This window comes from Mucilaginibacter sp. L196, from assembly GCF_009765905.1.
GTDB lineage: Bacteria > Bacteroidota > Bacteroidia > Sphingobacteriales > Sphingobacteriaceae > Mucilaginibacter.
Map to the genome: position 1 here is coordinate 839,396 of NZ_LMUO01000009.1, position 22,677 is coordinate 862,072.

Consider the following 22,677-nt stretch of genomic DNA (forward strand, 5'->3'; position numbering starts at 1 on the left):
ATCAACCATGAAATCTGATAAAAATACATTATTCCAGGCTGATCAGATGAAAGATGCCTTTTTGCAATCCTTCATCAAGCTTGATCCACGTATACTGGTACGTAACCCCGTAATGTTTACGGTGGAGATAGGCACAGTTGTAATGCTTATCGTAACTATCTTCTCTTTCTCTAATGCAGGGCAGGGGAGTTGGGGTTACAACTTCACTATATTTTTAGTACTGTTTTTAACTGTACTGTTTGCCAACTTTGCCGAGGCAATTGCCGAAGCACGTGGCAAAGCACAGGCTGAAAGCTTGCGCAAAACACGTTCTGAAACTCCTGCCCGTTTATTGGTGGATGGTAAAGAACAAATCATCATGTCGTCACTACTTAAAAAAGGCGATGTGTTTATCTGCGAAACTAATGATACCATCCCTACCGATGGCGAGATCATCGAGGGTATAGCTACTATTGATGAATCTGCAATCACTGGCGAATCTGCTCCGGTAATCCGTGAGTCAGGCGGTGATAAATCATCGGTAACAGGTGGTACTAAAGTATTATCCGACAAAATTAAAGTGCAGGTTACTACACAACCTGGCGAAAGTTTCCTGGATAAGATGATCGCGTTGGTTGAAGGTGCATCACGCCAAAAAACCCCCAACGAAATTGCTTTAACAATTTTGTTAGCCGGTTTCACGCTGATATTCGTGATTGTTTGTATCACGCTGAAACCGTTTGGCGACTATGCGAACACGCCTATAACCATAGCGGCATTTATATCCTTGTTTGTTTGTTTAATACCCACAACTATCGGTGGCCTTTTATCGGCCATCGGTATTGCTGGGATGGATAGAGCGTTACGTGCCAATGTAATCACCAAATCGGGTAAAGCCGTTGAAACAGCAGGCGACCTTGATGTGCTTTTATTAGATAAAACAGGTACTATCACCATAGGTAACCGTAAAGCAACCAACTTTTACCCTGCAAATGGTGTAAACGAGCATGACTTTATTAAAGCATGTGTTTTAAGCTCATTAGCAGATGAAACACCAGAAGGTAAATCCATTGTTGAACTTGCCGAGCAAAACAAAAGCATGGTAGTAACCAAAGCACCTGCAGATTCGGTATTCATCAAATTTACTGCTGAAACCCGCTCAAGTGGTTTAGATACTCCTGATGGTTTACGTGTACGTAAAGGTGCTTTTGATTCTATCCGCACCATGGCTATCAATGCTGGTCACGCATTTCCTTCAGAGGTTGAAGCAAATGTAAAAACCATAGCTTCTAATGGCGGTACACCTTTGGTGGTATCACAAAACGAAGAGATATTAGGTGTTATTGAACTACAGGACATCATTAAACCCGGTATAGCCGAACGTTTTGAACGCTTGCGTCGCATGGGTGTTAAAACAGTAATGGTTACCGGTGATAACCCGCTAACAGCAAAATTTATAGCTGAAAAAGCTGGTGTAGATGATTTTATCGCGGAAGCAAAACCCGAAGATAAAATGAACTACATAAAAGTTGAGCAACAACAAGGTAAACTGGTAGCCATGATGGGCGACGGTACAAATGATGCCCCCGCACTTGCCCAGGCAGATGTTGGCGTAGCCATGAACAGCGGTACCCAGGCTGCCAAAGAAGCCGGTAACATGGTGGATTTGGATAACGACCCAACCAAACTGATTGAAATTGTGGAAATTGGTAAACAATTATTGATGACCCGTGGTACATTAACCACCTTCTCAATAGCGAATGACGTGGCTAAATATTTTGCCATTGTGCCTGCATTGTTTATGGTATCAATACCTGCATTAAGGTCGTTGAACATTATGGATTTGCACAGCCCGCAATCAGCCATATTATCAGCGGTAATATTTAACGCTATCATTATCCCGATGCTGATACCATTGGCATTGCGCGGCGTTGAGTACAAAGCGATAGGAGCAAGCGCGTTATTACGCCGTAATTTGTTAATCTACGGTTTAGGTGGTGTGTTGATCCCGTTCATCGGCATCAAATTAATTGATCTTGCAGTAGGCGTATTTTTATAACAGAATATTAATTTTAAATAAAATGAAAGCGTTTTTCTTACCATCCCTAAAACTAACTATCATATTGATAGTGTTATTAGCAGGAATATATCCATTAGCCATAGCCGGAATAGGTAAATTTGCACCAGGGCACGGTGATGGTGAAACAGTTACTTACAACGGCCGTGTGGTTGGTTTTGCCAACATCGGTCAAAAGTTCACTAAGGATAAATATTTCTGGTCACGCCCGTCAGCTGCTAATTATCAGGCTGATGCGGGTTCCGGAACGAATAAAGGCCCAAGTAACCCTGATTATTTAAAAACGGTGAGCGCGGCTATTGATACTTTTTTAAAGCACAACCCAACAGTAACCCGCTCGCAAATACCTGCCGAATTAGTTACCTCATCAGGTAGTGGCTTAGATCCCGACTTGTCACCAGCCGGGGCACAAATTCAGGTTGCCCGTATTGCTAAAGTCAGGAATATATCAGCAGATAAAATAAACAGCCTGATAGCAGCGAATACCGAAAAACCATTGTTAGGATTATTTGGCCCAGCTAAGGTCAACGTTCTAAAATTGAACGTAGCTTTGGATGAGATGAAATAAAAGCAAAGGCCAGTGCGGTTCCCCTCTTGAGAGGGGGCAGGGGTGTGTTCATCGCTTAATGAACGCACCCCTGCCATCACACCATCCAATGCGCCCCCTCAAGAGGGGAATAAAAAATACTCCGGCTGTAGCTAAAACTACAGCCGGTTAGTTCGTTAAATTATGAGTGAAGAAGAAATTAAAGAGCATTCCGTTGAACACTTTCTTGATCTGGTAAAGCGGTCGAGGCGCGGAAAGTTTAAGATTTATATTGGTATGAGCGCCGGCGTGGGCAAAACGTACCGGATGCTGCAGGAGGCGCATGCCCTGCAACGTAATGGCATTGATGTGCAGATAGGCTATATTGAAACTCATAATCGTGCGGAAACCCATGCTTTGCTGGATGGACTAAAAGTCATTCCACGCAGAAAGATATTTTACAAAGGCAAAGAATTGGAGGAGATGGATGCGCAACAGATCATGAACCGCCACCCCGAGGTGGTTATTGTTGATGAATTGGCGCACAGTAATATCGAAGGCAGCAAAAATAGTAAGCGCTGGCAGGATGTGCTGGATATTCTGGAATCAGGCATTAGTGTAATATCAGCCGTAAATATTCAACATTTAGAGAGCCTGAATGAAGAAATTCAATCCATTACCGGTATCCCGATTACTGAACGTATACCCGATAAAGTATTGGAGATGGCGGATGAGATAGTCAATATCGATTTGACCGCAGATGAACTTATTGATCGGTTAAAAGATGGTAAGATCTACGAAAAATCAAAAGTTGAACGCGCACTACAGAATTTTTTCAGAAGTGATAAAATATTGCAGTTACGCGAAATAGCGCTAAAGGAAGTGGCACATCATTTAGAGCGAAAAATCGACATTGAAATCCCCAAACAAATAAAATTAAGACCCGAAAGGTTTTTAGCCTGCATATCATCAAATGCTGAAACTTCGAAGATAGTGATCCGAAAAACTGCACGTTTAGCATCCTATTTCCATGCACCCTGGATAGTGCTTTATGTACAAAGCAGCAGCGAAAGTTTGGACAGGATAAAGCTGGATAAGCAAAGGCATTTGATAAACAACTTTAAGCTGGCCACCGAACTGGGGGCAGAATTATTGAAAGTAAAAAGCGATAAGATAACCGCATCTATTATGAAGGTTGCCCAAGAACGGGAAATAACCACCATTTGTATTGGAAAACCGCATTTAAACCTGTTCCAGGTGATTTTGAGAACAACCGTATTTAACCAGCTGCTTAAAAATTTAGCAGCTACAGAAACTGATTTAGTGATACTATCATGAAAGTAAAAAATAAACTCCGTTTAGGCTTTGGCTTTTTGTTTATTGTGGTGCTGTTTTTTGGCGCAGTGTCTTTATTCTACATCAATCAAATAGCTAATAGCGCTAAGGTTATTTTAAAAGATAACTACGAATCCCTCAATTATAGCAGGGAAATGCGAACTGTTTTGGATGATCAGGAACTTCCGCTTAGTGCTGCATCTGCGAATAGCTTTAATAAACAATTAGTACTGGAAGAACATAATATTACTGAGCCGGGAGAGGGAGTAATGGCAAGCAACTTGCGTAAGGCCTTTACAGCGTTGCAAAATACAACAGATGCTGCCACGCTTAAACAAACCGAAAAAAGTATCAGGAAATATCTGCGGGATATAGAGGTGGTAAATATGCGCGCTATTGTTATTAAAAATGAAAAGGCGCATAAGAATGTTGAGGATGCGGTAGTGTTTCTGGGTTTAGCCGGGGCGTTTACTTTCCTGGTTCTGTTTAGCTTTAGCGTAAATTTTCCGGGAATTATATCAAACCCTTTAAATGCGCTTTTAGAAGGGATAAGAGAGATCAGTCAAAAAAATTACGGGCAGCGCATTCATTTTGATAAGAGTGATGAGTTTGCCGAGGTTGCCAATGCCTTTAATGATATGGCATCAAAGCTAAATGAATGGGAGAACAGCAACTTATCAAAAATAATGTCGGAAAAATCGCGCATTGAAACCATTATTGAGCAAATGCACGATGCCATTATCGGTGTTAATGAAAAACATGAAATACTCTTCATCAATACAACAGCAAAAGCTATTTTGAATTTGGGTGAGGATAAGCTGACCGGAAAATTGGTTGGGGAGGTAAGTAAAAATAATGATCTGTTTAAATCCATTATCAACGGAGAAAAAGCTGACCGGGCGTTTAAAATTTTTGCCGAGGGTAAAGATTCATACTTCCAGCTAGAAACCCGTGAAATTTTAGTGCCAAACCTATCACCTACAGAAGGGCCTGTAAACATTGCCAAAAAATCGGTGGGTATAGTGTATATTCTTCGTAATATAACTGAGTTTAAAGAGCGTGATGAGGCTAAAAGTAATTTTATAGCCACTATATCGCACGAGCTTAAAACCCCCATATCAGCCATTAAAATGAGTGCGGGATTATTGGCAGATACCCGCGTGGGGGCATTAAATTCTGAACAGAATCAATTAGTAAAACACATCAGCGGCGATGCGGAGCGTTTGCTTAAAATAACCTATGAATTGTTGGATCTGTCGCAGGTAGAAACGGGAAACATCCAGCTAAATTTTGTACCGGCCAAGCCTGAAAAAATAATAGACTATGCGATAAAAGCCATAAAGTTTGAAGCAGACCAAAAAGGTATTATCATAGAGCAGAGTGTAGCAGCCCATATTCCGGATGTTAATGCCGATGTGGAGAAAACCGCATGGGTAATGATCAACTTTTTATCAAATGCCTTACGTTACAGTCCGCTTAAATCAAAAATAGCGGTTGATGTAAGTAAGAAAGCCAATATGATAGAATTCTCTGTAAAAGATTTGGGTAAAGGGATTGATGATCAATATAAATCGCGATTATTCGACAGATATTTCCAGGTACCAACCGACGGCCAAAATAAATCCGGTTCGGGATTAGGGCTGGCTATATCTAAAGAATTTATAGCTGCGCAAGGCGGTGAAATTGGTGTAGAAAGTGAAGTTGGGGTAGGAAGTCGGTTTTATTTTACCTTACCGGCGGTAGCATAGTAGACATCTTAAAACAGCTTCTTAGATTTAGCTGTGGTGGTATTTTCCATGGGGGGAGGAAGATTAAACAAAATTGACATTCTGAGCATTGCGAAGAATCTGTACGGTGTAAACTACTTTACAGATTCTTCGCAATGCTCAGAATGACAAATCATTTTCATGAAAAATCATTAGAAAAGAAGCAACCCTAATTTTCCGAACACCTGTGGTGAAAATACCAACCACATGCTGTAGTGTAAAGCATAAGTATTTAGGCTATCATTTCAGCAAGATATTTACTCAATTTCTCAATATTCTGTTTCAATCCTTCTTCGGCTTTAAAGGTTTTTACCACTTGTATAAATTCCTCATGGCTCTCAAAAATCATATGCCATTTCAGGTGGGTTTGCTCGCCCTGCGCATCAAATTCTATAGTTGATGTAAAGGAAGGTGCCGAAACATGCTGATAAACAATTTTTTTGTGAAGCACGACCTCTTTAAATATGCTTTGGTTTTCGTAATTAGTACCATCTGGTCCGTGCATCACCAGGTTCCACTCGCCACCGGGTTTCATATCCATGGTGGTAATGGTATTGGTAAAGCCATTTGGACCCCACCATTTGGCAATGTGTTCGGGCTTTGTCCATACTTCCCAAACTAAATCAATTGGCGCATTAAGCACCCTGGTAATTAAAAGCTCACGGTCTTTAGTGTTATTTTCCATGTTTTCTTTCTTTTTTTAGTTGATATAAATAGGTTTCTAAATTATCAAGTTTACTTTCCCAATGCTGGCGATATTGATCTATCCAGGAGGATACTTCGCTTAATTGGTCAAGTTTAGCTTCGCAATATCTTTCTCGTCCCTGCTTATTTATTTTCAGGAGTTCACACTCTACTAAAATCTTAATATGTAAGGATATGGCCTGCCTGCTAACATCAAAACTATCAGCTATTGCATTTACATTTAGCGGTTGATCAGCAACCATATTAATGATCTGACGGCGGGTAGGGTCGGCAATCGCCTGAAATACATCTCTTCTTATCATATTGTGCAAGTATTTGCTTGCAAATATAAATGCAAGTATTTGCTTGCGCAAATTTTTCTTGAAATAAATTGATTTTATAAATCATGATTTTCTCAAACAGTATGATCTGTACTTTTCTCCTGCGGGAAAGCTGCTTAAAAAGTTCAAATACCTATTCATTAAATAAATAGGTATGCTTTATATGTTAACCATCGGTTTTAGGATACCTAAATCAAGTTTTAAACCAGCCAATTAAAACACATAATTAAAAATTATGGTGACTAATTGATATGGTCAAATAAGTAATGATTTATATAGAAAGTAATTGTTTTTGTGATTTGATAAGGTGAACGTTTCCGTCATTCTTTTTTGAATTCTTTTACCGTACCATCTGGGTTAAAATAAATTTCATAACTCGAGCGTGCGCCGGTCATATCGTTACAATACCATTCCCTGACCTGCGGTTCATAATAAATATGATTAATACTGGTTGTACTTCCTACATGTTTGGCGCTATCGGCATAGGTCTTGGCCATTTTGGCTACAGTTTTAAAATGTATAGAATCCAGCGGTATAGATTGGCTGCTTACACTTTCGGCAGTAATATTCCCGCCAATATTTACCGGCTGTCTTGCTCCCCATTGTTTGTCGCTGCTGTAGTCATAGCTATTTACATTTTGCAGCGTGTCCGGATCTTGTATTTGTATCATAATGCGGCCATCATCATACATATGCAAGTCGCTATACACGTTTATCTTTTTACCCTTTAGCTCAGGAAGGTTCCTTAATGCTGCCTCGGCCTGCGCCAGTGCATTGGCATCGGTCAAAAAATTACTGGTGTTGCTATTACCATCGTCTTCTGACGACATGAAAGCATCAATTTTATTCTGCCGGGGCCGCCCGTTCAGCGTATCATCGATGGATTTGGTAATTTGCTTACATGCTGATAGTAATATCGTTGAAAGAATGACAGCGAGATATAACGGGAGTGATTTTTTCATCAGTTTGGTAATTAACGGTATCATTTAGTCAGTTCACTGGCAAGGCAGATATTCTGCGGATCGCTACCCAGATAAAAAATATCAATTGTTTTTTGCTGCACTAATCCTGTGTCTAATATGCCTATGGTTTTTTTAAAACTTACACTGTTCAGTTTATTATTATGGTCGGTATACTGCAGGTCAAACCGTACCTGCGGCCGGTTATTGATATATACTCCCGTTTGCGATGCGGCTACAACCTGGGCCTGGGTTTCGTAACCATAATATTTATGCTGCAATTGGTTTTTGGTAAACTTGCCGCGTCGCAGAAATAAGGTGATCCCCATTAATATCAGCGGACATAAGACCAACGGATGGTCCCACACCAGGAATCGCCAGCCTGTACCGTTGTTTTCACGATTGTAGCTGTACATGTAATAACCTGCTATAATTGAGGCACAAAATAGCCATAGTATAGAGCCTATAGCCAAACCGCGTGTGGTTGGCCCATTGTACTGAGCTCCATCCAGCTGTAGGTAAGGTACATTTTTAAGGGTTTTATCAACCCGCAATTTTATTGTTTTTCCGGTATCAAAACGGTGCAGCACCGGATTATTATCATTCATATCCATTGTTTCATGGATGGTAGTGCCTACAAAATTTTGTAGCTCCATCACCAGGCGGTATTTATTCATACCGGTTGTGTCGGGCGCGAGTGCTGTATTTTGTATAATTTTAGCAGTCTTTAATTCCCCATTCTGCATCAGGTTATTCAGCCTGCGGATGGCAATAAATCGACCTAATATCAGGCTGTTAAAAAGGGCGCGTAAGAGCAATATGCTCAGCAATAGTGATACCCCAAGCCACATAAATGCCATAACCGGGGTACTTCCATCCGAAAACATGGATAAATTATAATACATGATCATTGGAAAGGGAATCGCCCAGAATAACAGGAACAATAATCCAAAAAGCCCGGTGGTTTTCATTGTAATTCGTTTTTAACTCCCATATAAATAGTTAAATACGCTGATATGTTTTTAAATTATTCAAAATGTTTCCTGTCTTGGGTATTACAAGCTATTAGGATACACCATTCTATATTCATCCACATTAAGCAATCAAAATTACGAGTCGGATAAAAGTCAATCCACTAAAAAATAAAACTTATCTGCCCGCTTGTTTATGTTTTACTTTTTATTCCGGCGAGGGTTATCTTTGAGAATGTGATGGATATGGAGTTAATTACAGGTGATAACATTAATAAAATCGCACATCTGCTGTAACGTTTCCGTACGGTATTTATAAAGTTATATTTGTAAGCTTTTTATTTTCAGTTAGTTAATTATATGGCATGGATTTTAAATAGTATGTTAGCATTCACACTAAAATGGCATAATTATGTTGCAGACGTATTTTAAACTTGCTTACAGAAATATAATAAAAGATAAAGCTTATTCTATTATTAATATAACAGGATTAGCAATAGGGCTGGCCTCAAGTATCCTGATCTTGCTTTGGGTACAGAATGAATTAAGCTACGACAAGTTCCATAAAAATGCCAACCAGATATATCGTATAAGCTGTAATCTGGTTGATTCTAAAACTGTGGGAACCCCGGCAGGTATGCCAGCAGGATTGGCAGCAGAAATGCCGGTTGTTAAAAACACGGTTCGTATACAGCCAAGCAATACTACTCTGCTGGAAGCAGGCAACAAAAAATTTGAAGAAGAACGTGTGTTTTATGCAGACCCAAGTTTCATGGATGTGTTTTCATTTCCGTTGGTTAAGGGTGACCGTACCACTGCATTAAAACAGGTGGATGGCGTTTTAATAACGCAGGAAATGGCAACAAAATACTTCGGAAACGAAGATCCTATTGGCAAAGTAATAAGAAAAGACAATAAAGAAAACATGGTTGTAACGGGCGTTTTGGCCAATATTCCTGCTAACTCCGACCTCCAATTTGACTTTATTCTTCCGATGACCTCGTTAGCCAGAACGAATGATGATTTAAAAAATAGTGTATGGACTAATTTCAATTTTTATGACTATTTGCAATTAGACAAGAGTTTTAATCCTTCTGCTGCCAATTTATTAAGCCTGGAAAAGCAAATAAACCAGGTATTTCATAAGCATGCTGCAGATATGAAGGCCACATTCCAATTGCAGCCCTTAACCAAAATTCACCTGTTGCCCGAAGAACTGGGGGATTTGCCGGGCCACGGGAATGCACAATACGTAAATATCTTTTTTATTATCGCTATTTTGATACTTATAGTAGCCTGTATCAATTTCATGAACCTGGCTACTGCACGTTCAGCCCGCAGGGCCAAAGAAATTGGTTTACGCAAAGTTGCAGGCGCTGTACGCGGGCAGCTGATCCTCCAGTTTTTAAGCGAATCGGTATTTATTTCCTTCCTATCCTTATTGCTTGCGCTGGGGATTGTCCTTTTATTCCTGCCGGTATTTAATCAACTGGCCGACAAAAAGCTTACCATCAATATATCGGATGTGAAGCTTTGGTTAAGCCTTTTTGGCATTGCCTTGTTAACCGGACTCATCTCGGGCAGCTACCCTGCCTTGTTCCTTTCCAGCTTTAACCCGGTTAAGGTGCTAAAGGGAAATGTAAAATCAATGGGAGGTAATTTACTGTTTCGCAACACATTGGTAGTAACCCAATTCATGGTATCCATTGTATTGCTGGTAGGTACAGTGGTTATTTACAATCAGCTTAAATTTATCAGAGATAGAAATCCCGGCTTTGAGAAGGCCAATCTCTTGTATATGCCGATGACAGGTGATATCTGGGGCAAGCAGCAAGCGCTTAAAAACGAGTTAAAAAGAAATCCACTTACCAGCGATTTTACCATAATTACCGATTTACCCACCGACCTGGGGGGATGGACTGTTAGTGTAAACTGGGACGGCAAAGATCCTCATTCGCAAATATCCATACCGGTAATGGCAGTAAATGAGGATTTTACCTATACATTCAGGATGAAGTTGGTGGCAGGCCGAAGTTTTTCAAGAGCATTTAAAACTGATTCAAACAGCTACATGATTAACGAAAAAATGGCGGGAATTATGGGTTTAAATGCTAATACCGCAATTGGTAAACCATTAACACTTTGGGGCAATAAGGGCACTATTGTTGGTGTTGTAAAAGACTTTAATTTTAAGCCTGTTCAGCAGGCCATAGAGCCATTGGTTATGCCCTTTAATAAGATAGGTGGTTTTGTAGTGTTAAGAACATCACCTGGAAATACCAGCGCAACTATACAGGTTTTATCAAAAATAAGCCAGGAACTCAACCCTGCTTACCCCTTTAAATTTGATTTCCTTGATCAGGATCTGTCCAATCTTTATAAAGGAGAACAACAGATGGGCAACATTTTTAACTTGTTCGCCATTCTGGGCATTTTTATCTCCTGTTTGGGTTTATATGGTTTATCTGCCTTTATGGCCGAGCAGCGTACCAAAGAGATTGGTGTACGTAAAGTATTAGGTGCATCCGTGTTAAACCTCATCTATTTATTATCCTCCGGAATCACCAGGTTAATCCTGATCGCTATAGTTATAGCCATACCGCTTTCATGGTATGCGGTGAATAGCTGGCTGTCTGGTTTCGCGTATCATATAAACGTTAGCTGGTTAGTGTTTTTCACGGCATCCCTGGCAGCTTTGGGGGTTGCCTGGCTAACTGTTAGTTATGAATCTATAAAAGCAGCAATTGTTAATCCTATAAAGAGTTTGAGAACGGAATGATTTTATGCAATACGTTAATTAAGTATTTCAACTGTTCATTCGCCTGTTGCTCTTGGTTCCCAACTTCGAATACCTATACATGTAACCTTAAGACTAAAGAATAAAAAAAGCCTTCAGAAACTAATCTGAAGGCTTTTTTTAGTGAAGCCGGAGGTGCTTGTATTGCCCTCAGTACTGACTTAGTTTTGTTTTCCTGTCGGAATGACTTTTTTAATCGTACCATCGGGATTATAATATAACTTATCTACGCATATTGATCTTTCCCAATCCTGATGGGAAAGCGCGCTGTTATGGTAAAAAGAATACCATTGACCCTTAAATTCTACTATTGAACCATGATTGGTATAACTATCCGTAGCATCCATAAATATACCTTGATACGTCCATGGGCCTAAGGGGCTTTTACTGGTAGCATATCGCATCTGGTTTTTCTCATTGCCCACATCGTGGTTATCGGAATAAGATAAATAATAGATACCATTTCTTTTATGAACAAAAGTTGCCTCATGAAAATCTTGCAAACCTTCCATTGTCTTCATTTCACCGTCTATTTCTACCATGTTATCCTTAAGCTTTCCGCCCTTGCAAATGCCACCGCCACCATAATAAAAATAAGCCTGCCCATCATCATCAACAAACACACATGGATCAATCATTGATTCCAGCCCCTCAATATAACCTTGCACTTTAAAGCCGCTTGCAGGGCTTTTGCTGGTTGCGACACCAATTTTCCAGCTGTTGTCCCATTTGGTATCACTTGGATGCGGGAAGTAAAAATAATACGTTCCGTTTTTGTATGCACAATCGGGTGCCCACATAAAGCCACCTTCTTTACGTCCCCATGGAACTTGGCTTGCGCGCAGAATTTCCCCATGATCTTTCCAGTGTACCATATCATCAGTGGAATATACATGGTACTGATCCATTAGATCGCATCCCCTGGCAGGAGCAATATCATGTGAAGGATATACATATAACCTGCCGTCCGCCCATACATGTGCTGATGGATCAGCGGTATATATGTCACGCACAAATGGATTTTCTGCTAAATCCTGAGCAAAACAGGTGTCAGAAAATGGCGCTAATGTTATTATAAATAATGATAGAATGATGAGTCTTCTTATTTTTTTCATGTTTATTATATTATAGTTTATAAAATGCATTATAAAAATTCTGCTGCCGCCCAAATATCCCGTATGGTATCTTCATCGCTAAGGCCGCCGGGCATAACTGCACTTCTATTATTGGCATGATACCAGTTCATTTGTTTAAGTTTTGATGTTTGCCGACTGCCGGGCATTTCCAGGTGACCGTTAATATCGGTTTTGTGTATCCAGTCATAAGCATAATGTAACCAGAAAGTTCGGTATGGTTTATCTTGGTTAGCAAACCAACTGATCTCATCATAACCCCAAACCCAAAAGAAACTTCCGGCAGCTTTTGCGTGGCCGGGTTGGTTGCTACCGCCATAATTATCAAATTCAACTAAATAGGGTAGGTGATCGCATTTCCAGCCGCTGGGTGTAATACCACCTTTGCTGCGCAGATACAGCGCATCAGTATAGCCCACTTTTAAAGCGGCTTCCTGTGGTTTTTCAGTAGTTTCCATTATTCTTAACGGGAAAGCATGAACATCCAGTAACAATTTTCCATCACGCACAAAACCACCACCGGGAACGTGGGCATCACATATTACCATTCCCCGCCGGGCATGCCGGTGGGCATAGGCTCTGATCAAACCAAGTATCTGGGCATAATTATCTAAATTCTTATCATTTTTGTTCATCAACTCCACCTGCCCAAAGTGGATACCTTCAATGCCGGCATTGATGTAAGAGACGGCAAGAAAATAGAACAGCAGCTTGGTTTCAGGCCTGCTTACATCGGGCACTGACCCGTTACCCCATTTGTTTTTGAATCTACCATCAGTATACAGCATATCATCATAGCGGAATTTTCTTTGCTCAACAGGGATGCCTAAAGCTATAAACGCCCATGCCGGTATGGCAATCTGGTTTATCTCGTCGGTTATATTTTCGAAAATGCACGCTTGCAAAATAATATCAGGATCAGCCCTGTGTACTTTTAACGCCAGTGCTTTTTCTACTTCAAAATTTTGCATTAAGCGGGCCTCGTCACCCCATTGGCATACAGCCCTGCCTATAAACTTTGCACCAATATTTTTGATCATACGCAGGTTATCATCAAAATCATTTTGATTGGTAAGCAAGTTTTGCATAGTAATGGAACGGTCCAGATAATTTTCAAGTACCGGTCTTGAGATAGTATGGCTAAATTTATAACCCCTGCCTTTATTGGGGAAATTTTTGGTATATCCCAGGCTACAACATAACACTAATAACAGCGTAAGTGATTTCACTCTCATATAACAATTAACTTTTCTTAGTTATAAAATCAACAACAGGTTGTGGATCTATAGTTAAAAAATGACCTTCGCCCTTTTTTACTATTATGGTAATATGGCCACCCATTTGTTGGTAACGCTTTTCAATTATACGGGTGTTATCCTGTAGCCAGGGGTCCTCACTGCCGCAAACATTCAGCAAGGGTATCCCGGCTTTGGCAAGCGGAGCCAGATTATCCAACAGAACAGTTTTACTCATCAGGTTGCGCATAACAGGGTTTATAGTGTAAATGCAGCTAACTTTATCAGGGTTTTGTATGGCCCATGCATAAGCTTCACCAGCCGAAGCACCTGTACCTTCCATTATTGCTTTTTTAGCAAAGCCATGTGCGATTAGCATTTTATATGTGGCATTCCATTGGCTGCTGTCAGCACCAGATTGTTCGGTGAGCGGGGTTACAACAATATAATAACCTTTTGCCAATAGCTCCTGGTCTACAACTGCATCTCTGTCAATCCTGTCAGAGCGGAAAATCCATGGCTTGCCCGGTGCTGGGTTATTGGGAATAATAATCACCATGGTTGATGTGCCATAAAAGCTTTTGTGCTTTACATCATAACGATCATAACATGGTGTAAATCCGGGCCCGCTACAGGTTGCGTACGTATTCTCTTCCTTTAAGTACTTATAAGTTTTAGCCAGGCTATAATAGTACGACTTAGTGAATGTTGAATCAATAAAATCAGGTGCGGTAGCTGATGGCTGAATATTCTTTTCTATCCAATCAGCAATTATAGTTGGATTTTGCAGGCTATGGGGATGATGTGCTGTCCCTTCTTTAATCAGCACGGTAATACGGCCATTTAGCTGATGATAAATAGTTTCAATAGGTAAGGTATTGGTTTCATATAAAAAATCCTGGCTGCCGCAAACATTTAGCAGCGGGATATCACGTTTAGCCAAATCTCCCATTTTTGCCATGCTTTCAGGCCGTATAGCCGGATTATCTCCATAAATACAGGAAACTTTATCAGGATGCGTTGTTGACCATGCATAAGCATTTATCCCGCCTCGGCTCATACCACCAAAGGCCGGTTTTGCTGATAAGCCACGATCAATAAGAAATTTATACCATGCATCCCATTGTTTGCCCGGGTCGCAATTAATATAGCCGATATAAAAGCCACGGTTAAGCAGCTCAACCTCATATTGTGGCTGATGATCCCAGTAAAAGCCCCGCCAGCACCATGGGTTACCCGTCGCAGCATGTTTAGGCATTATTAAAATACAACGTACTTGTCCCTTAATAGTATCAGTCATGCCATACTGTTCATTTTCAGTAGCTTTGATTGGCTTAATGATAAGGGTTGCTGTATCCATTAAAAAATCATAACGGTCATAACCTCCCCGCCACGTTGTTTTTAAATTGCCAAATGTACCGGACTCTGTTTGTGCCGATGCCGTGTTAACTATTGTCACGCTTAACAAAAAGCAGCATACAATACCCCTGTTAATTATTCCCAAACACGCTATCGCATGTTTTAAAAAACTTGGCAATTTAATTTTTGCAGAAATATTCATTTCAGATTATAATTAGTTAAATGTGTTCATTCTATTTAACAACATATAGGTTGCCATTTTGCCTGATATCATCAGAAGCGCTGCCTACCATTATCTTAAATTCACCGGGCTCTACAACGTGTTTCATTTGCCTGTTCCAAACCGCTAATTCTTCGATATTAAGTTTAAAAGTTACTGTACCGCTTTCACCTGGTTTAAGGTTGATCCTGTCGAAGCCTTTTAAAGATAGTACAGGTGTAGTAACACTTGATATAACATCCCTTATATATAATTGTGCCACTTCTGTTCCCTCTACATTACCTGTATTTTTAACCGTTACAGTTATGGTTGCCGTACCATTAGCGGGTAACTTTAAAGGGCTGATATGTAAATCTGAATAGGCGAACGTAGTATAACTCAACCCATGCCCGAAATTGAATAATGCGGTACTATCCTGATCAACATAAATATGCCTTGATGAGGGTTTATGGTTATAATAAAAGGGAATTTGGCCGGTAGATCTCGGGAATGTAATAGGCAATTTGCCCGAAGGATTATAGTTACCCAGCACTATATCGGCAACCGCAAGGCCGCCTTTTTCGCCGCCAAACCATGCTTCAACTATCGACGGGATGTTTTTTGCCACCCAATTGATACACAGCGGCCTGCCGTTTGATAATACAACAGTAACCGGCTTGCCTGTTTTGTAAATGGTTTCGATAAGATTTTTTTGCAGGTTATTGATCTCCAGGTTCGACCTGTCTTTCCCTTCACCCACTTCTTTTACATCTTCACCCAAAACCACTACAGTTGCATCAGAATGATTAACCAACTCAACGGCTTTTTTTAAGTAATCAGCCTGTAAACTAGCTGCAGAATCAATTGCATAGCCGGTTGCATAGCCAATATTAATGGAATTGCCCGCGCGTTGCTTTAGCCCGTCTAAAATAGATATCGCCTTGTCATCATTATTGGAATAGCCGCCCAGATAAGTGCTTTTTGCCAGCGGCCCAATTACCGCAAGCGAATGTACATTGCTGCTTAAAGGTAGTATATGCTGGTCATTTTTTAATAAACAGATGCCCTCCCTGGCGACCTGTAAGGCTAGATCCTGATTTTGTTGCGAGTGAAATACCTTTGACGTTAGTGATGGGTTTATATATGGATTATCAAATAAACCCAATTTAAATTTAACTCTTAACACATCAGATACAGCACGGTTCAGGTCGGCCATTGATAAGCTTTTATTTTGTATGGCCAGTTTCATAGCTGCGATAAAATCATCGTGCGGAAAATCATAGAACTGCATATCCATTCCGGCTGAGAATGTTTGTGCTAAAGCATCGCTGGCATTAGCAGCTGTATGGTGGCTGTTCAGTGTCATTCTTATAGCACCAAGATCCGACAGCACAAATCCTTTAAAGCCCCATTCCTTACGTAATACATTTTTAAAGAGCCATTCATTATCTACACAGGGTATACCATCCATTTCGCTGTAAGCAGCCATCATACCCAATGCGCCACCTTGTTTTACCGCTTTTTCAAAAACATATAAGAATGATGATCTGGCTTCCCGTTCACCTATATTTACAGCAGCAATATTGCTACCCGCTTCGGGTATGCCATGTAGGGCAAAGTGTTTAGGCTCAGCAAGTACGGCATCGTTATCGGTTAATTTTCGGCCCTGCAGGCCTTTAACCATGGCTACGCCGTTTAATGCGTCAAGGTAAGGGTCTTCACCATATGTTTCTTCTGTCCTTCCCCATCGTGGGTCGCGGGGCAGGCATAATACCGGCCCCAATATCATGTTTATTCCATGGGCACGCATTTCTGTTGCTATTACATGGCCAATTTTGCGTATAAGAACAGTATCCCATGCGGTAGATAAGGCTATAGGCACCGGGAATGAGGTGCTTCCAAGGCCTGAATAACCATGCAGCCCTTCCTCAATAAATAATACCGGGATGCCCAGCCGGGTATTATTAGTAGCGTATTTTTGTATCTGATTGGTAAGGTCAGCGCTCAAGGGATAAAAGTCGTGAATAGAGCCAATGCCGGTTGTACCTATAGTCTGTTTTATTTTTTCGACTGAAACAGAACTTGCATCATGCCCTGGCATATCTGATACCGTTTTGCCTTCAAACATATCCAGCTGCTTTATTTTTTCGATCAAAGTCATCCGGCTAACCAGGTCGGCAACACGTTCATCTACCAGCATAGCCGGGTTTTGATAAGGATATTTATAAACGTGCTTTATCCCCGTAAAGGAGCAGCAGGCAACAGTTAGAAGAATAATAAGAAGGTTGTTCTTTAATCTCATAAAGATGGTTTTACTGGTAACTGATTTGAATAAGTTTATGTAGGCAGATATATTGGTTTCATAAAACTATACCATTACGAATAATAAGAGATTAACAAATAATTAATGGCCCAAGAAATTTAAAAGTAATTAACATATATATGTTGAGTATACTTTGAAAACGGGTATAAGATATGGTTGCTATAGTTGTTTATATCATATCATTTTAATTTGATAAAATATCAAATTAAGTTTTGGCATTAAGCAGTTATTAATGATTTATTAATGAAGGTGAATTTATTTGCATACCAATACCAATTTAATATAAATCAATTATGCAAACCAGATTTACCTTTTCATGCATTTTATTATTGCTGAGCGCGATAACGTTCGGACAAAACAAGCATAGTACAGAAACGCTTTACCCAACTTATAAGGGTTTAATTATGGCCGGATATCAGGGATGGTTTAGGGCAGAAGGGGATGGTTCACAATCTCACCGATATGTTTATGGCGATGAAACTCGTTCGGGTATTGATATGTGGCCGGATGTAAGCGAATATGAAAAAACGTATCCAACACCTTTTAAACTACCAAATGGTGACCAGGCACGCTTTTTTAGTTCGATAGATAAAAGTACAGTCGACCTCCATTTTAAGTGGATGCAACAATATGGTGTTGACGGCGTATTTGTGCAGCGTTTTTTTAACAATGCCAATGGAAAAGATAAAGAGAAAGAATCGGTTGTTTTAAAAAACGCGCTTGAGGCGGCCTCAAAATATAAAAGGGCAATTGCTGTAATGTATGATCTATCGGGGTTAAGTGCATCAGGCCAGGATTGTTCAAGCATCATTGAAGATTGGAAATATTTGGTTGATCAGCTAAAGGTAACTAACCAGCCCGGCACCAAAACATATCTCCATTTTAACGGAAAGCCTGTTGTAGCTATTTGGGGGGTGGGTTTTCCCGACAGGCCGTATAATATCCGAAATATAGGCTTTGAAAGGCTAATAGACTTTTTGAAGAATGATCCGGTTTATGGAGGTTGTGCCATCATGATAGGCGTACCAAATTCATGGCGTACACTACAAGCCGATTGTACCAATGATCCTTATTTGCACCAGTTAATTAAAAAATGTGATATTGTTTTACCATGGAGCGTTCAACGTTATTCGCCATTACTGCATAACGATATGGATAGGTACCGTGATGACGTTATTGGCGATATGAAATGGTGTAGCGAAAATAATGTAGCCTATGTGCCATGTGTTTATCCTGGTTTCAGCTGGCATAATTTGAGCCGTTATGAATTTCCTGATGATGTAAAGCCTGTGGCATCAATACCACGCGAAGGCGGCCGTTTTTACTGGCAAATGTTATCAACTGCAATATCGGCAGGGGCATCAATGATATATGTAGCTATGTTTGATGAGATAAACGAGGGCACCGCTATCTTTAAGGTGAGTGGTAATCCGCCGGTAACAGCGCCTGGTTCTGCAACCGAATTTGTGAAACTGGATGGGGAACCATCTGACCAATACTTATGGTTAACCGGGCAGGCAGCTCAAATATTAAGAAGAGAAAAGCCGTTGGTATATAAGATGCCTGAAAGAGAAGTGGTGAAATAATGCAGCAATAACTGCAATACTAACTTATGAGTTTAAAACTTATAAGTTAGTATTGTTTGATAATGTATGTACCTCAGCTCCATTGATGGCACTAGCGGTAACCAGGATTGCGGGCAATGTCGGCGTGGTATATATTTTCATCCTTTGATTTTTACCCGGTTTTTCCGGCAATCGGAGCCTATGTTTTTGGCACAGCTTTATTTTATAAGGCATCTATTCAGCTTTCAAATGGCAAAAAAATAAAAAACTGATTGTCATTATTCGAGTGTTTGTTAGGTTAATCTATTTTAATGGTTGTTCCTTATATTTGGCGAGCCGCTGAATTTTTCCGCTTTTCTAAATGAATAATTGTTGATTTTTTGTACAAATCGTCACCGATGGTTTTAGGAAAACCTGCTTTTAATATTAACAATCGATCTCATTTTTAATGTAGACTTATATTTTGTAAGATAATCATACTTTTATACAATTTTTTTAAATGAAACTGATCTGCAATTGAAACTATAACAATTAATTATTATAGTTTGAAATTACTATATCAAATATTAAATTTGGATTAATTGAAATCGCAACCTGGTTGCACGAATTGTAAACCTGTAAAAAGATTTGTGTATACAACCGTTATATACACATAGAGCATTAGATTAAGTATGAGAAAACTTTACTCGGGTTTTGAAATTATTTTTTTAGTTGCTTTTGTTTTCGTTCTGCATAACAATTGTTTTGGGCAAAATTATGGATTGGGGTTTTCAAGCCATGAGGTTGTACAGGATAAGCGAACCTCACTTGATTTGTGCTCTGAAAAAGGGGTTTCTCTTAATGGTAATTTTGACATTTCTTTCGATCTTTCCTTTTTGCCTTATCGTGCTACTTATTTTGGGTATATCGTACGAATAATCGATGATAACAATCAGAATTTTGATCTGGTTTATAGCCCCGATAATCCTAAAGATCATTTTAATATTATTGCCGGAGATAGATTAACGGATATAAAATTCGATATACCTTCAAATACGCTTTTTAATCAATGGAACAGGCTGCGAATTACTTTTGATGTAGAAAAGGGACAGCTCAGGCTTTTTGATGGGCATCACACATTTATTGAGAGCGGTTTGCATTTGAAAAAAAGTAGCTATTATAAAATTCTTTTTGGAACAAATAGCTACCAACAATTTGCAACAACTGATATTCCTCCTATGAAACTGCGTAATATCAGTATAACCCAAAATAAGGTGTTGAAATACAGCTGGCCACTGGATGAAGGGACTGGAAATATAGTTCATGAGATTATTGGACAGCAAAATGGTATCGTAGTAAATCCCTTATGGATATCAGAAATGCATCACAATTGGCAAAAAACAAAGGATATCACAGTGGATGGTGTCGCCAGTACTGCCTTTGACAGTAAAAAAGAAATATTGTATATAGTCAGTAAAGATTCGGTTTATAACTATTCTGTAAACAGTTCGGTAATGACAAGCAGCGCTAATATTGTTAAGCCAAATCTTAACCAAGGCAATCAATCGGTGTATAATCAGTATGACAATAGTTTATACAACTTTTTCCCTGATCAAAAAACAGTAGCTAGGTACAGCTTTGAAACGAAAACGTGGGATAAAAAGTTTACACCTAACGAGGTAACAGATTTTTGGCATGCCAACAAAATGATTTCAGGCACAGATACTTCTTTATATCTGTTCGGAGGTTATGGACTTCTGCAGTACAAGAATACAGTACAGCAATATATATTTAAAACGCAGAAATGGCAGCAGGTAAAGTATAAAGGCGATTTTTTTATGCCTCGTTATCTATCAGCATTAGGCGTAAACCCTAGAGGTGATACAGTTTATATTATAGGTGGTTATGGCAATTCAAGCGGGCTGCAAATATTAAACCCGAAAAATATTTATAGCATGATGCGTTTTACTACGAAAGATAAAACGTTTAAAAAGCTATTCGATTTGAAAGTTAACAACGAGGATTTTTCCTTTGCCAGCTCTCTAATTATAAATGACAAAGAAAAAACATACTACGGATTAATATTTCCTCAAAATAAATACAACTCTAGCCTACAGCTTATCAGCGGCTCCTTAAATAAGCCTTCATATAAAATTTTAACGAGTGCAATACCGTATAGTTTTAATGATATACATTCCTTTGCTGATCTATACTATTGCCCGCTAAGCAATAAATTCGTTGTAGTTACTTTACTCAGAACGGATAATGATGAAACTAAAGTCAATATTTATACTTTATTGGGCCCGCCAATTAATATGCCCGGAAATTTGTCACTCGCGAAAAATGATAAATTGCTATATCCTCTGATATTTATAGTTTTAATACTATCTGTGGCTGGCGGTATATATTATAAAATCAGGAAGCGAAAAATGCAACTCCTTAAAGTTCAAGAGGAATCTTTACCCGTTTTTGAACCCGCAATTCCTGCTGTTGAACATCAACCGCAGGATACTGAACATATAACTTCTTTAAACGACGCGCCCGAATATGAAAGTGATATTCCGCTTAAAAACGCAATTCTGTTATTTGGTGATTTACAGGTTTTTGATGCTGACGGAATAGATATAACAAAGCATTTTTCACCCTTAGTAAAGGAACTGTTTTTGCTTATTTTGCTATATTCTATTAAAAGGGGCAGGGGGTTAAGCTCCGAAAAATTGAATGAAATACTTTGGTTTGATAAGTCGGCCAAAAGTGCCAGGAATAACCGCTCGGTAAATATTGCGAAGCTTAAATCACTATTGGATAAAGTGGAATATTGCCATTTATCAAAAGATACCGGTTATTGGAAAATAGATATCGATTATGACAAAACTTATGTTGATTATTTTAACTACCTGCATATAGTTAGGGATAAAAAGAAACTTGACGAGGAAAAAATAAAGTTACTTTTCGAGATAACCCGTCGCGGTAATTTCTTATCAAACAGTGATCACGAGTGGCTGGATAGCTTTAAAGCGGAGATTTCAAGCGAAGTAATTGATACGTTTCTTCATTATGCACAATCGTCTCAGCCCTATAACGCTGAATTTTTAATAGAGATAGCCAACTTTATATTTTACTTCGATCCGGTTAATGAGGAATCGATGATATTAAAGTGTAATGCATTATTAACACTAGGTAAACGCTCTTTAGCCAAAAATACTTTTGAGAGTTTTGTTAAAGAGTACAAAATAACTTATGATGAAGATTTTAAAAAAGATTTTCATGATATCTTAATACAACATTCATAATCTTCTTTATTCCACTTTTTATTTCCTGAAAACAGCAATAAATATTAATTATTATGTCTAATAATTTTTTATTAATGCTTTCATTAATCTTTTATTAACTGTTTGAGGTTTAATTAGCACCCTGAAAGCAACCAATTAATGTGGCGGCTGATCATA

Annotated in this window: 16 protein-coding genes; 8 read left to right on the top strand and 8 right to left on the bottom strand. The window is 39.3% G+C overall.

All coding sequences use genetic code 11. From position 1 onward, the window contains the following. Positions 1–7 precede the first annotated feature (7 nt). The 4 genes from kdpB (at position 8) to GSQ74_RS07210 (ending at position 5,665) form a co-directional block, all read left to right on the top strand. A complete protein-coding gene (gene kdpB / locus GSQ74_RS07195) occupies positions 8–2,038 on the top strand; it encodes a potassium-transporting ATPase subunit KdpB (protein ID WP_158991614.1) in 2,031 nt (676 codons plus the stop codon). Between the two features lie 22 nt (positions 2,039–2,060). Continuing rightward, positions 2,061–2,624 (top strand): K(+)-transporting ATPase subunit C, encoded by a 564-nt coding sequence (locus GSQ74_RS07200; RefSeq protein ID WP_158991616.1) that lies wholly within the window; start codon positions 2,061–2,063, stop codon positions 2,622–2,624. Between the two features lie 162 nt (positions 2,625–2,786). Beyond that, on the top strand, positions 2,787–3,920 hold the full coding sequence (locus GSQ74_RS07205) for a sensor protein KdpD (RefSeq protein WP_158991618.1): 1,134 nt from the start codon (positions 2,787–2,789) through the stop codon (positions 3,918–3,920). Continuing rightward, a complete protein-coding gene (locus tag GSQ74_RS07210; protein ID WP_158991620.1) occupies positions 3,917–5,665 on the top strand; it encodes an ATP-binding protein in 1,749 nt (582 codons plus the stop codon). The genes GSQ74_RS07205 and GSQ74_RS07210 overlap by 4 nt, the downstream gene beginning before the upstream one ends. Positions 5,666–5,915: 250 nt before the next feature. Here the strand turns inward: GSQ74_RS07210 and GSQ74_RS07215 are convergent, their stop codons facing one another. The 4 genes from GSQ74_RS07215 to GSQ74_RS07230 form a co-directional block, all read right to left on the bottom strand. Beyond that, a complete protein-coding gene (locus GSQ74_RS07215) occupies positions 5,916–6,368 on the bottom strand; it encodes an SRPBCC family protein (RefSeq protein WP_158991622.1) in 453 nt (150 codons plus the stop codon). Next, complete coding sequence (locus GSQ74_RS07220; RefSeq protein WP_158991624.1) at positions 6,358–6,690, bottom strand: helix-turn-helix transcriptional regulator; 333 nt, start codon at positions 6,688–6,690, stop codon at positions 6,358–6,360. The genes GSQ74_RS07215 and GSQ74_RS07220 overlap by 11 nt, the downstream gene beginning before the upstream one ends. 338 nt (positions 6,691–7,028) lie before the next feature. Continuing rightward, entirely contained in the window at positions 7,029–7,670 is a 642-nt protein-coding gene (locus GSQ74_RS07225) for a hypothetical protein (RefSeq protein WP_158991626.1), read from the bottom strand. A 20-nt stretch (positions 7,671–7,690) separates the two neighbouring features. Further along, on the bottom strand, positions 7,691–8,638 hold the full coding sequence (locus GSQ74_RS07230) for a hypothetical protein (protein ID WP_158991628.1): 948 nt from the start codon (positions 8,636–8,638) through the stop codon (positions 7,691–7,693). A gap of 412 nt (positions 8,639–9,050) precedes the next feature. On the opposite strand from GSQ74_RS07230, the gene GSQ74_RS07235 reads away from it, so the two are divergent. After that, complete coding sequence (locus GSQ74_RS07235) at positions 9,051–11,417, top strand: ABC transporter permease (protein ID WP_158991630.1); 2,367 nt, start codon at positions 9,051–9,053, stop codon at positions 11,415–11,417. 179 nt (positions 11,418–11,596) lie between these two features. Here the strand turns inward: GSQ74_RS07235 and GSQ74_RS07240 are convergent, their stop codons facing one another. The 4 genes from GSQ74_RS07240 to GSQ74_RS07255 are packed head-to-tail and all read right to left on the bottom strand — an operon-like array spanning position 11,597 to position 17,663. Next, the gene (locus GSQ74_RS07240) at positions 11,597–12,550 is read right to left on the bottom strand and encodes a family 43 glycosylhydrolase (protein WP_158991632.1); all 954 of its coding nucleotides are present in this window, start codon (positions 12,548–12,550) and stop codon (positions 11,597–11,599) included. A 29-nt stretch (positions 12,551–12,579) separates the two neighbouring features. Next, positions 12,580–13,803 (bottom strand): hypothetical protein, encoded by a 1,224-nt coding sequence (locus tag GSQ74_RS07245; protein ID WP_216846688.1) that lies wholly within the window; start codon positions 13,801–13,803, stop codon positions 12,580–12,582. A 7-nt stretch (positions 13,804–13,810) separates the two neighbouring features. Then, on the bottom strand, positions 13,811–15,364 hold the full coding sequence (locus GSQ74_RS07250; protein ID WP_158991634.1) for an alpha/beta fold hydrolase: 1,554 nt from the start codon (positions 15,362–15,364) through the stop codon (positions 13,811–13,813). 31 nt (positions 15,365–15,395) lie between these two features. Further along, positions 15,396–17,663: a glycoside hydrolase family 3 N-terminal domain-containing protein gene (locus GSQ74_RS07255; protein WP_158991636.1), complete on the bottom strand. Its 2,268-nt coding sequence runs from the start codon at positions 17,661–17,663 to the stop codon at positions 15,396–15,398. Between the two features lie 314 nt (positions 17,664–17,977). On the opposite strand from GSQ74_RS07255, the gene GSQ74_RS07260 reads away from it, so the two are divergent. From GSQ74_RS07260 to GSQ74_RS07270, 3 genes are all read left to right on the top strand, one after another. Then, on the top strand, positions 17,978–19,270 hold the full coding sequence (locus tag GSQ74_RS07260) for a glycoside hydrolase family 71/99-like protein (protein ID WP_158991638.1): 1,293 nt from the start codon (positions 17,978–17,980) through the stop codon (positions 19,268–19,270). A gap of 116 nt (positions 19,271–19,386) precedes the next feature. Further along, the gene (locus tag GSQ74_RS07265; RefSeq protein ID WP_216846689.1) at positions 19,387–19,521 is read left to right on the top strand and encodes a glycoside hydrolase domain-containing protein; all 135 of its coding nucleotides are present in this window, start codon (positions 19,387–19,389) and stop codon (positions 19,519–19,521) included. 399 nt (positions 19,522–19,920) lie between these two features. Then, a complete protein-coding gene (locus GSQ74_RS07270; RefSeq protein ID WP_158991640.1) occupies positions 19,921–22,521 on the top strand; it encodes a galactose oxidase in 2,601 nt (866 codons plus the stop codon). The last annotated feature ends 156 nt before the right edge of the window (positions 22,522–22,677 follow it).

Coding starts and splice junctions, on each gene's coding strand:
- kdpB (WP_158991614.1), top strand. CDS start 8: ATGAAATCTGATAAAAATACATTATTCCAGGCTGATCAGATGAAAGAT.
- GSQ74_RS07200 (WP_158991616.1), top strand. CDS start 2,061: ATGAAAGCGTTTTTCTTACCATCCCTAAAACTAACTATCATATTGATA.
- GSQ74_RS07205 (WP_158991618.1), top strand. CDS start 2,787: ATGAGTGAAGAAGAAATTAAAGAGCATTCCGTTGAACACTTTCTTGAT.
- GSQ74_RS07210 (WP_158991620.1), top strand. CDS start 3,917: ATGAAAGTAAAAAATAAACTCCGTTTAGGCTTTGGCTTTTTGTTTATT.
- GSQ74_RS07215 (WP_158991622.1), bottom strand. CDS start 6,368: ATGGAAAATAACACTAAAGACCGTGAGCTTTTAATTACCAGGGTGCTT.
- GSQ74_RS07220 (WP_158991624.1), bottom strand. CDS start 6,690: ATGATAAGAAGAGATGTATTTCAGGCGATTGCCGACCCTACCCGCCGT.
- GSQ74_RS07225 (WP_158991626.1), bottom strand. CDS start 7,670: ATGAAAAAATCACTCCCGTTATATCTCGCTGTCATTCTTTCAACGATA.
- GSQ74_RS07230 (WP_158991628.1), bottom strand. CDS start 8,638: ATGAAAACCACCGGGCTTTTTGGATTATTGTTCCTGTTATTCTGGGCG.
- GSQ74_RS07235 (WP_158991630.1), top strand. CDS start 9,051: ATGTTGCAGACGTATTTTAAACTTGCTTACAGAAATATAATAAAAGAT.
- GSQ74_RS07240 (WP_158991632.1), bottom strand. CDS start 12,550: ATGAAAAAAATAAGAAGACTCATCATTCTATCATTATTTATAATAACA.
- GSQ74_RS07245 (WP_216846688.1), bottom strand. CDS start 13,803: ATGAGAGTGAAATCACTTACGCTGTTATTAGTGTTATGTTGTAGCCTG.
- GSQ74_RS07250 (WP_158991634.1), bottom strand. CDS start 15,364: ATGAATATTTCTGCAAAAATTAAATTGCCAAGTTTTTTAAAACATGCG.
- GSQ74_RS07255 (WP_158991636.1), bottom strand. CDS start 17,663: ATGAGATTAAAGAACAACCTTCTTATTATTCTTCTAACTGTTGCCTGC.
- GSQ74_RS07260 (WP_158991638.1), top strand. CDS start 17,978: ATGCAAACCAGATTTACCTTTTCATGCATTTTATTATTGCTGAGCGCG.
- GSQ74_RS07265 (WP_216846689.1), top strand. CDS start 19,387: ATGTCGGCGTGGTATATATTTTCATCCTTTGATTTTTACCCGGTTTTT.
- GSQ74_RS07270 (WP_158991640.1), top strand. CDS start 19,921: ATGAGAAAACTTTACTCGGGTTTTGAAATTATTTTTTTAGTTGCTTTT.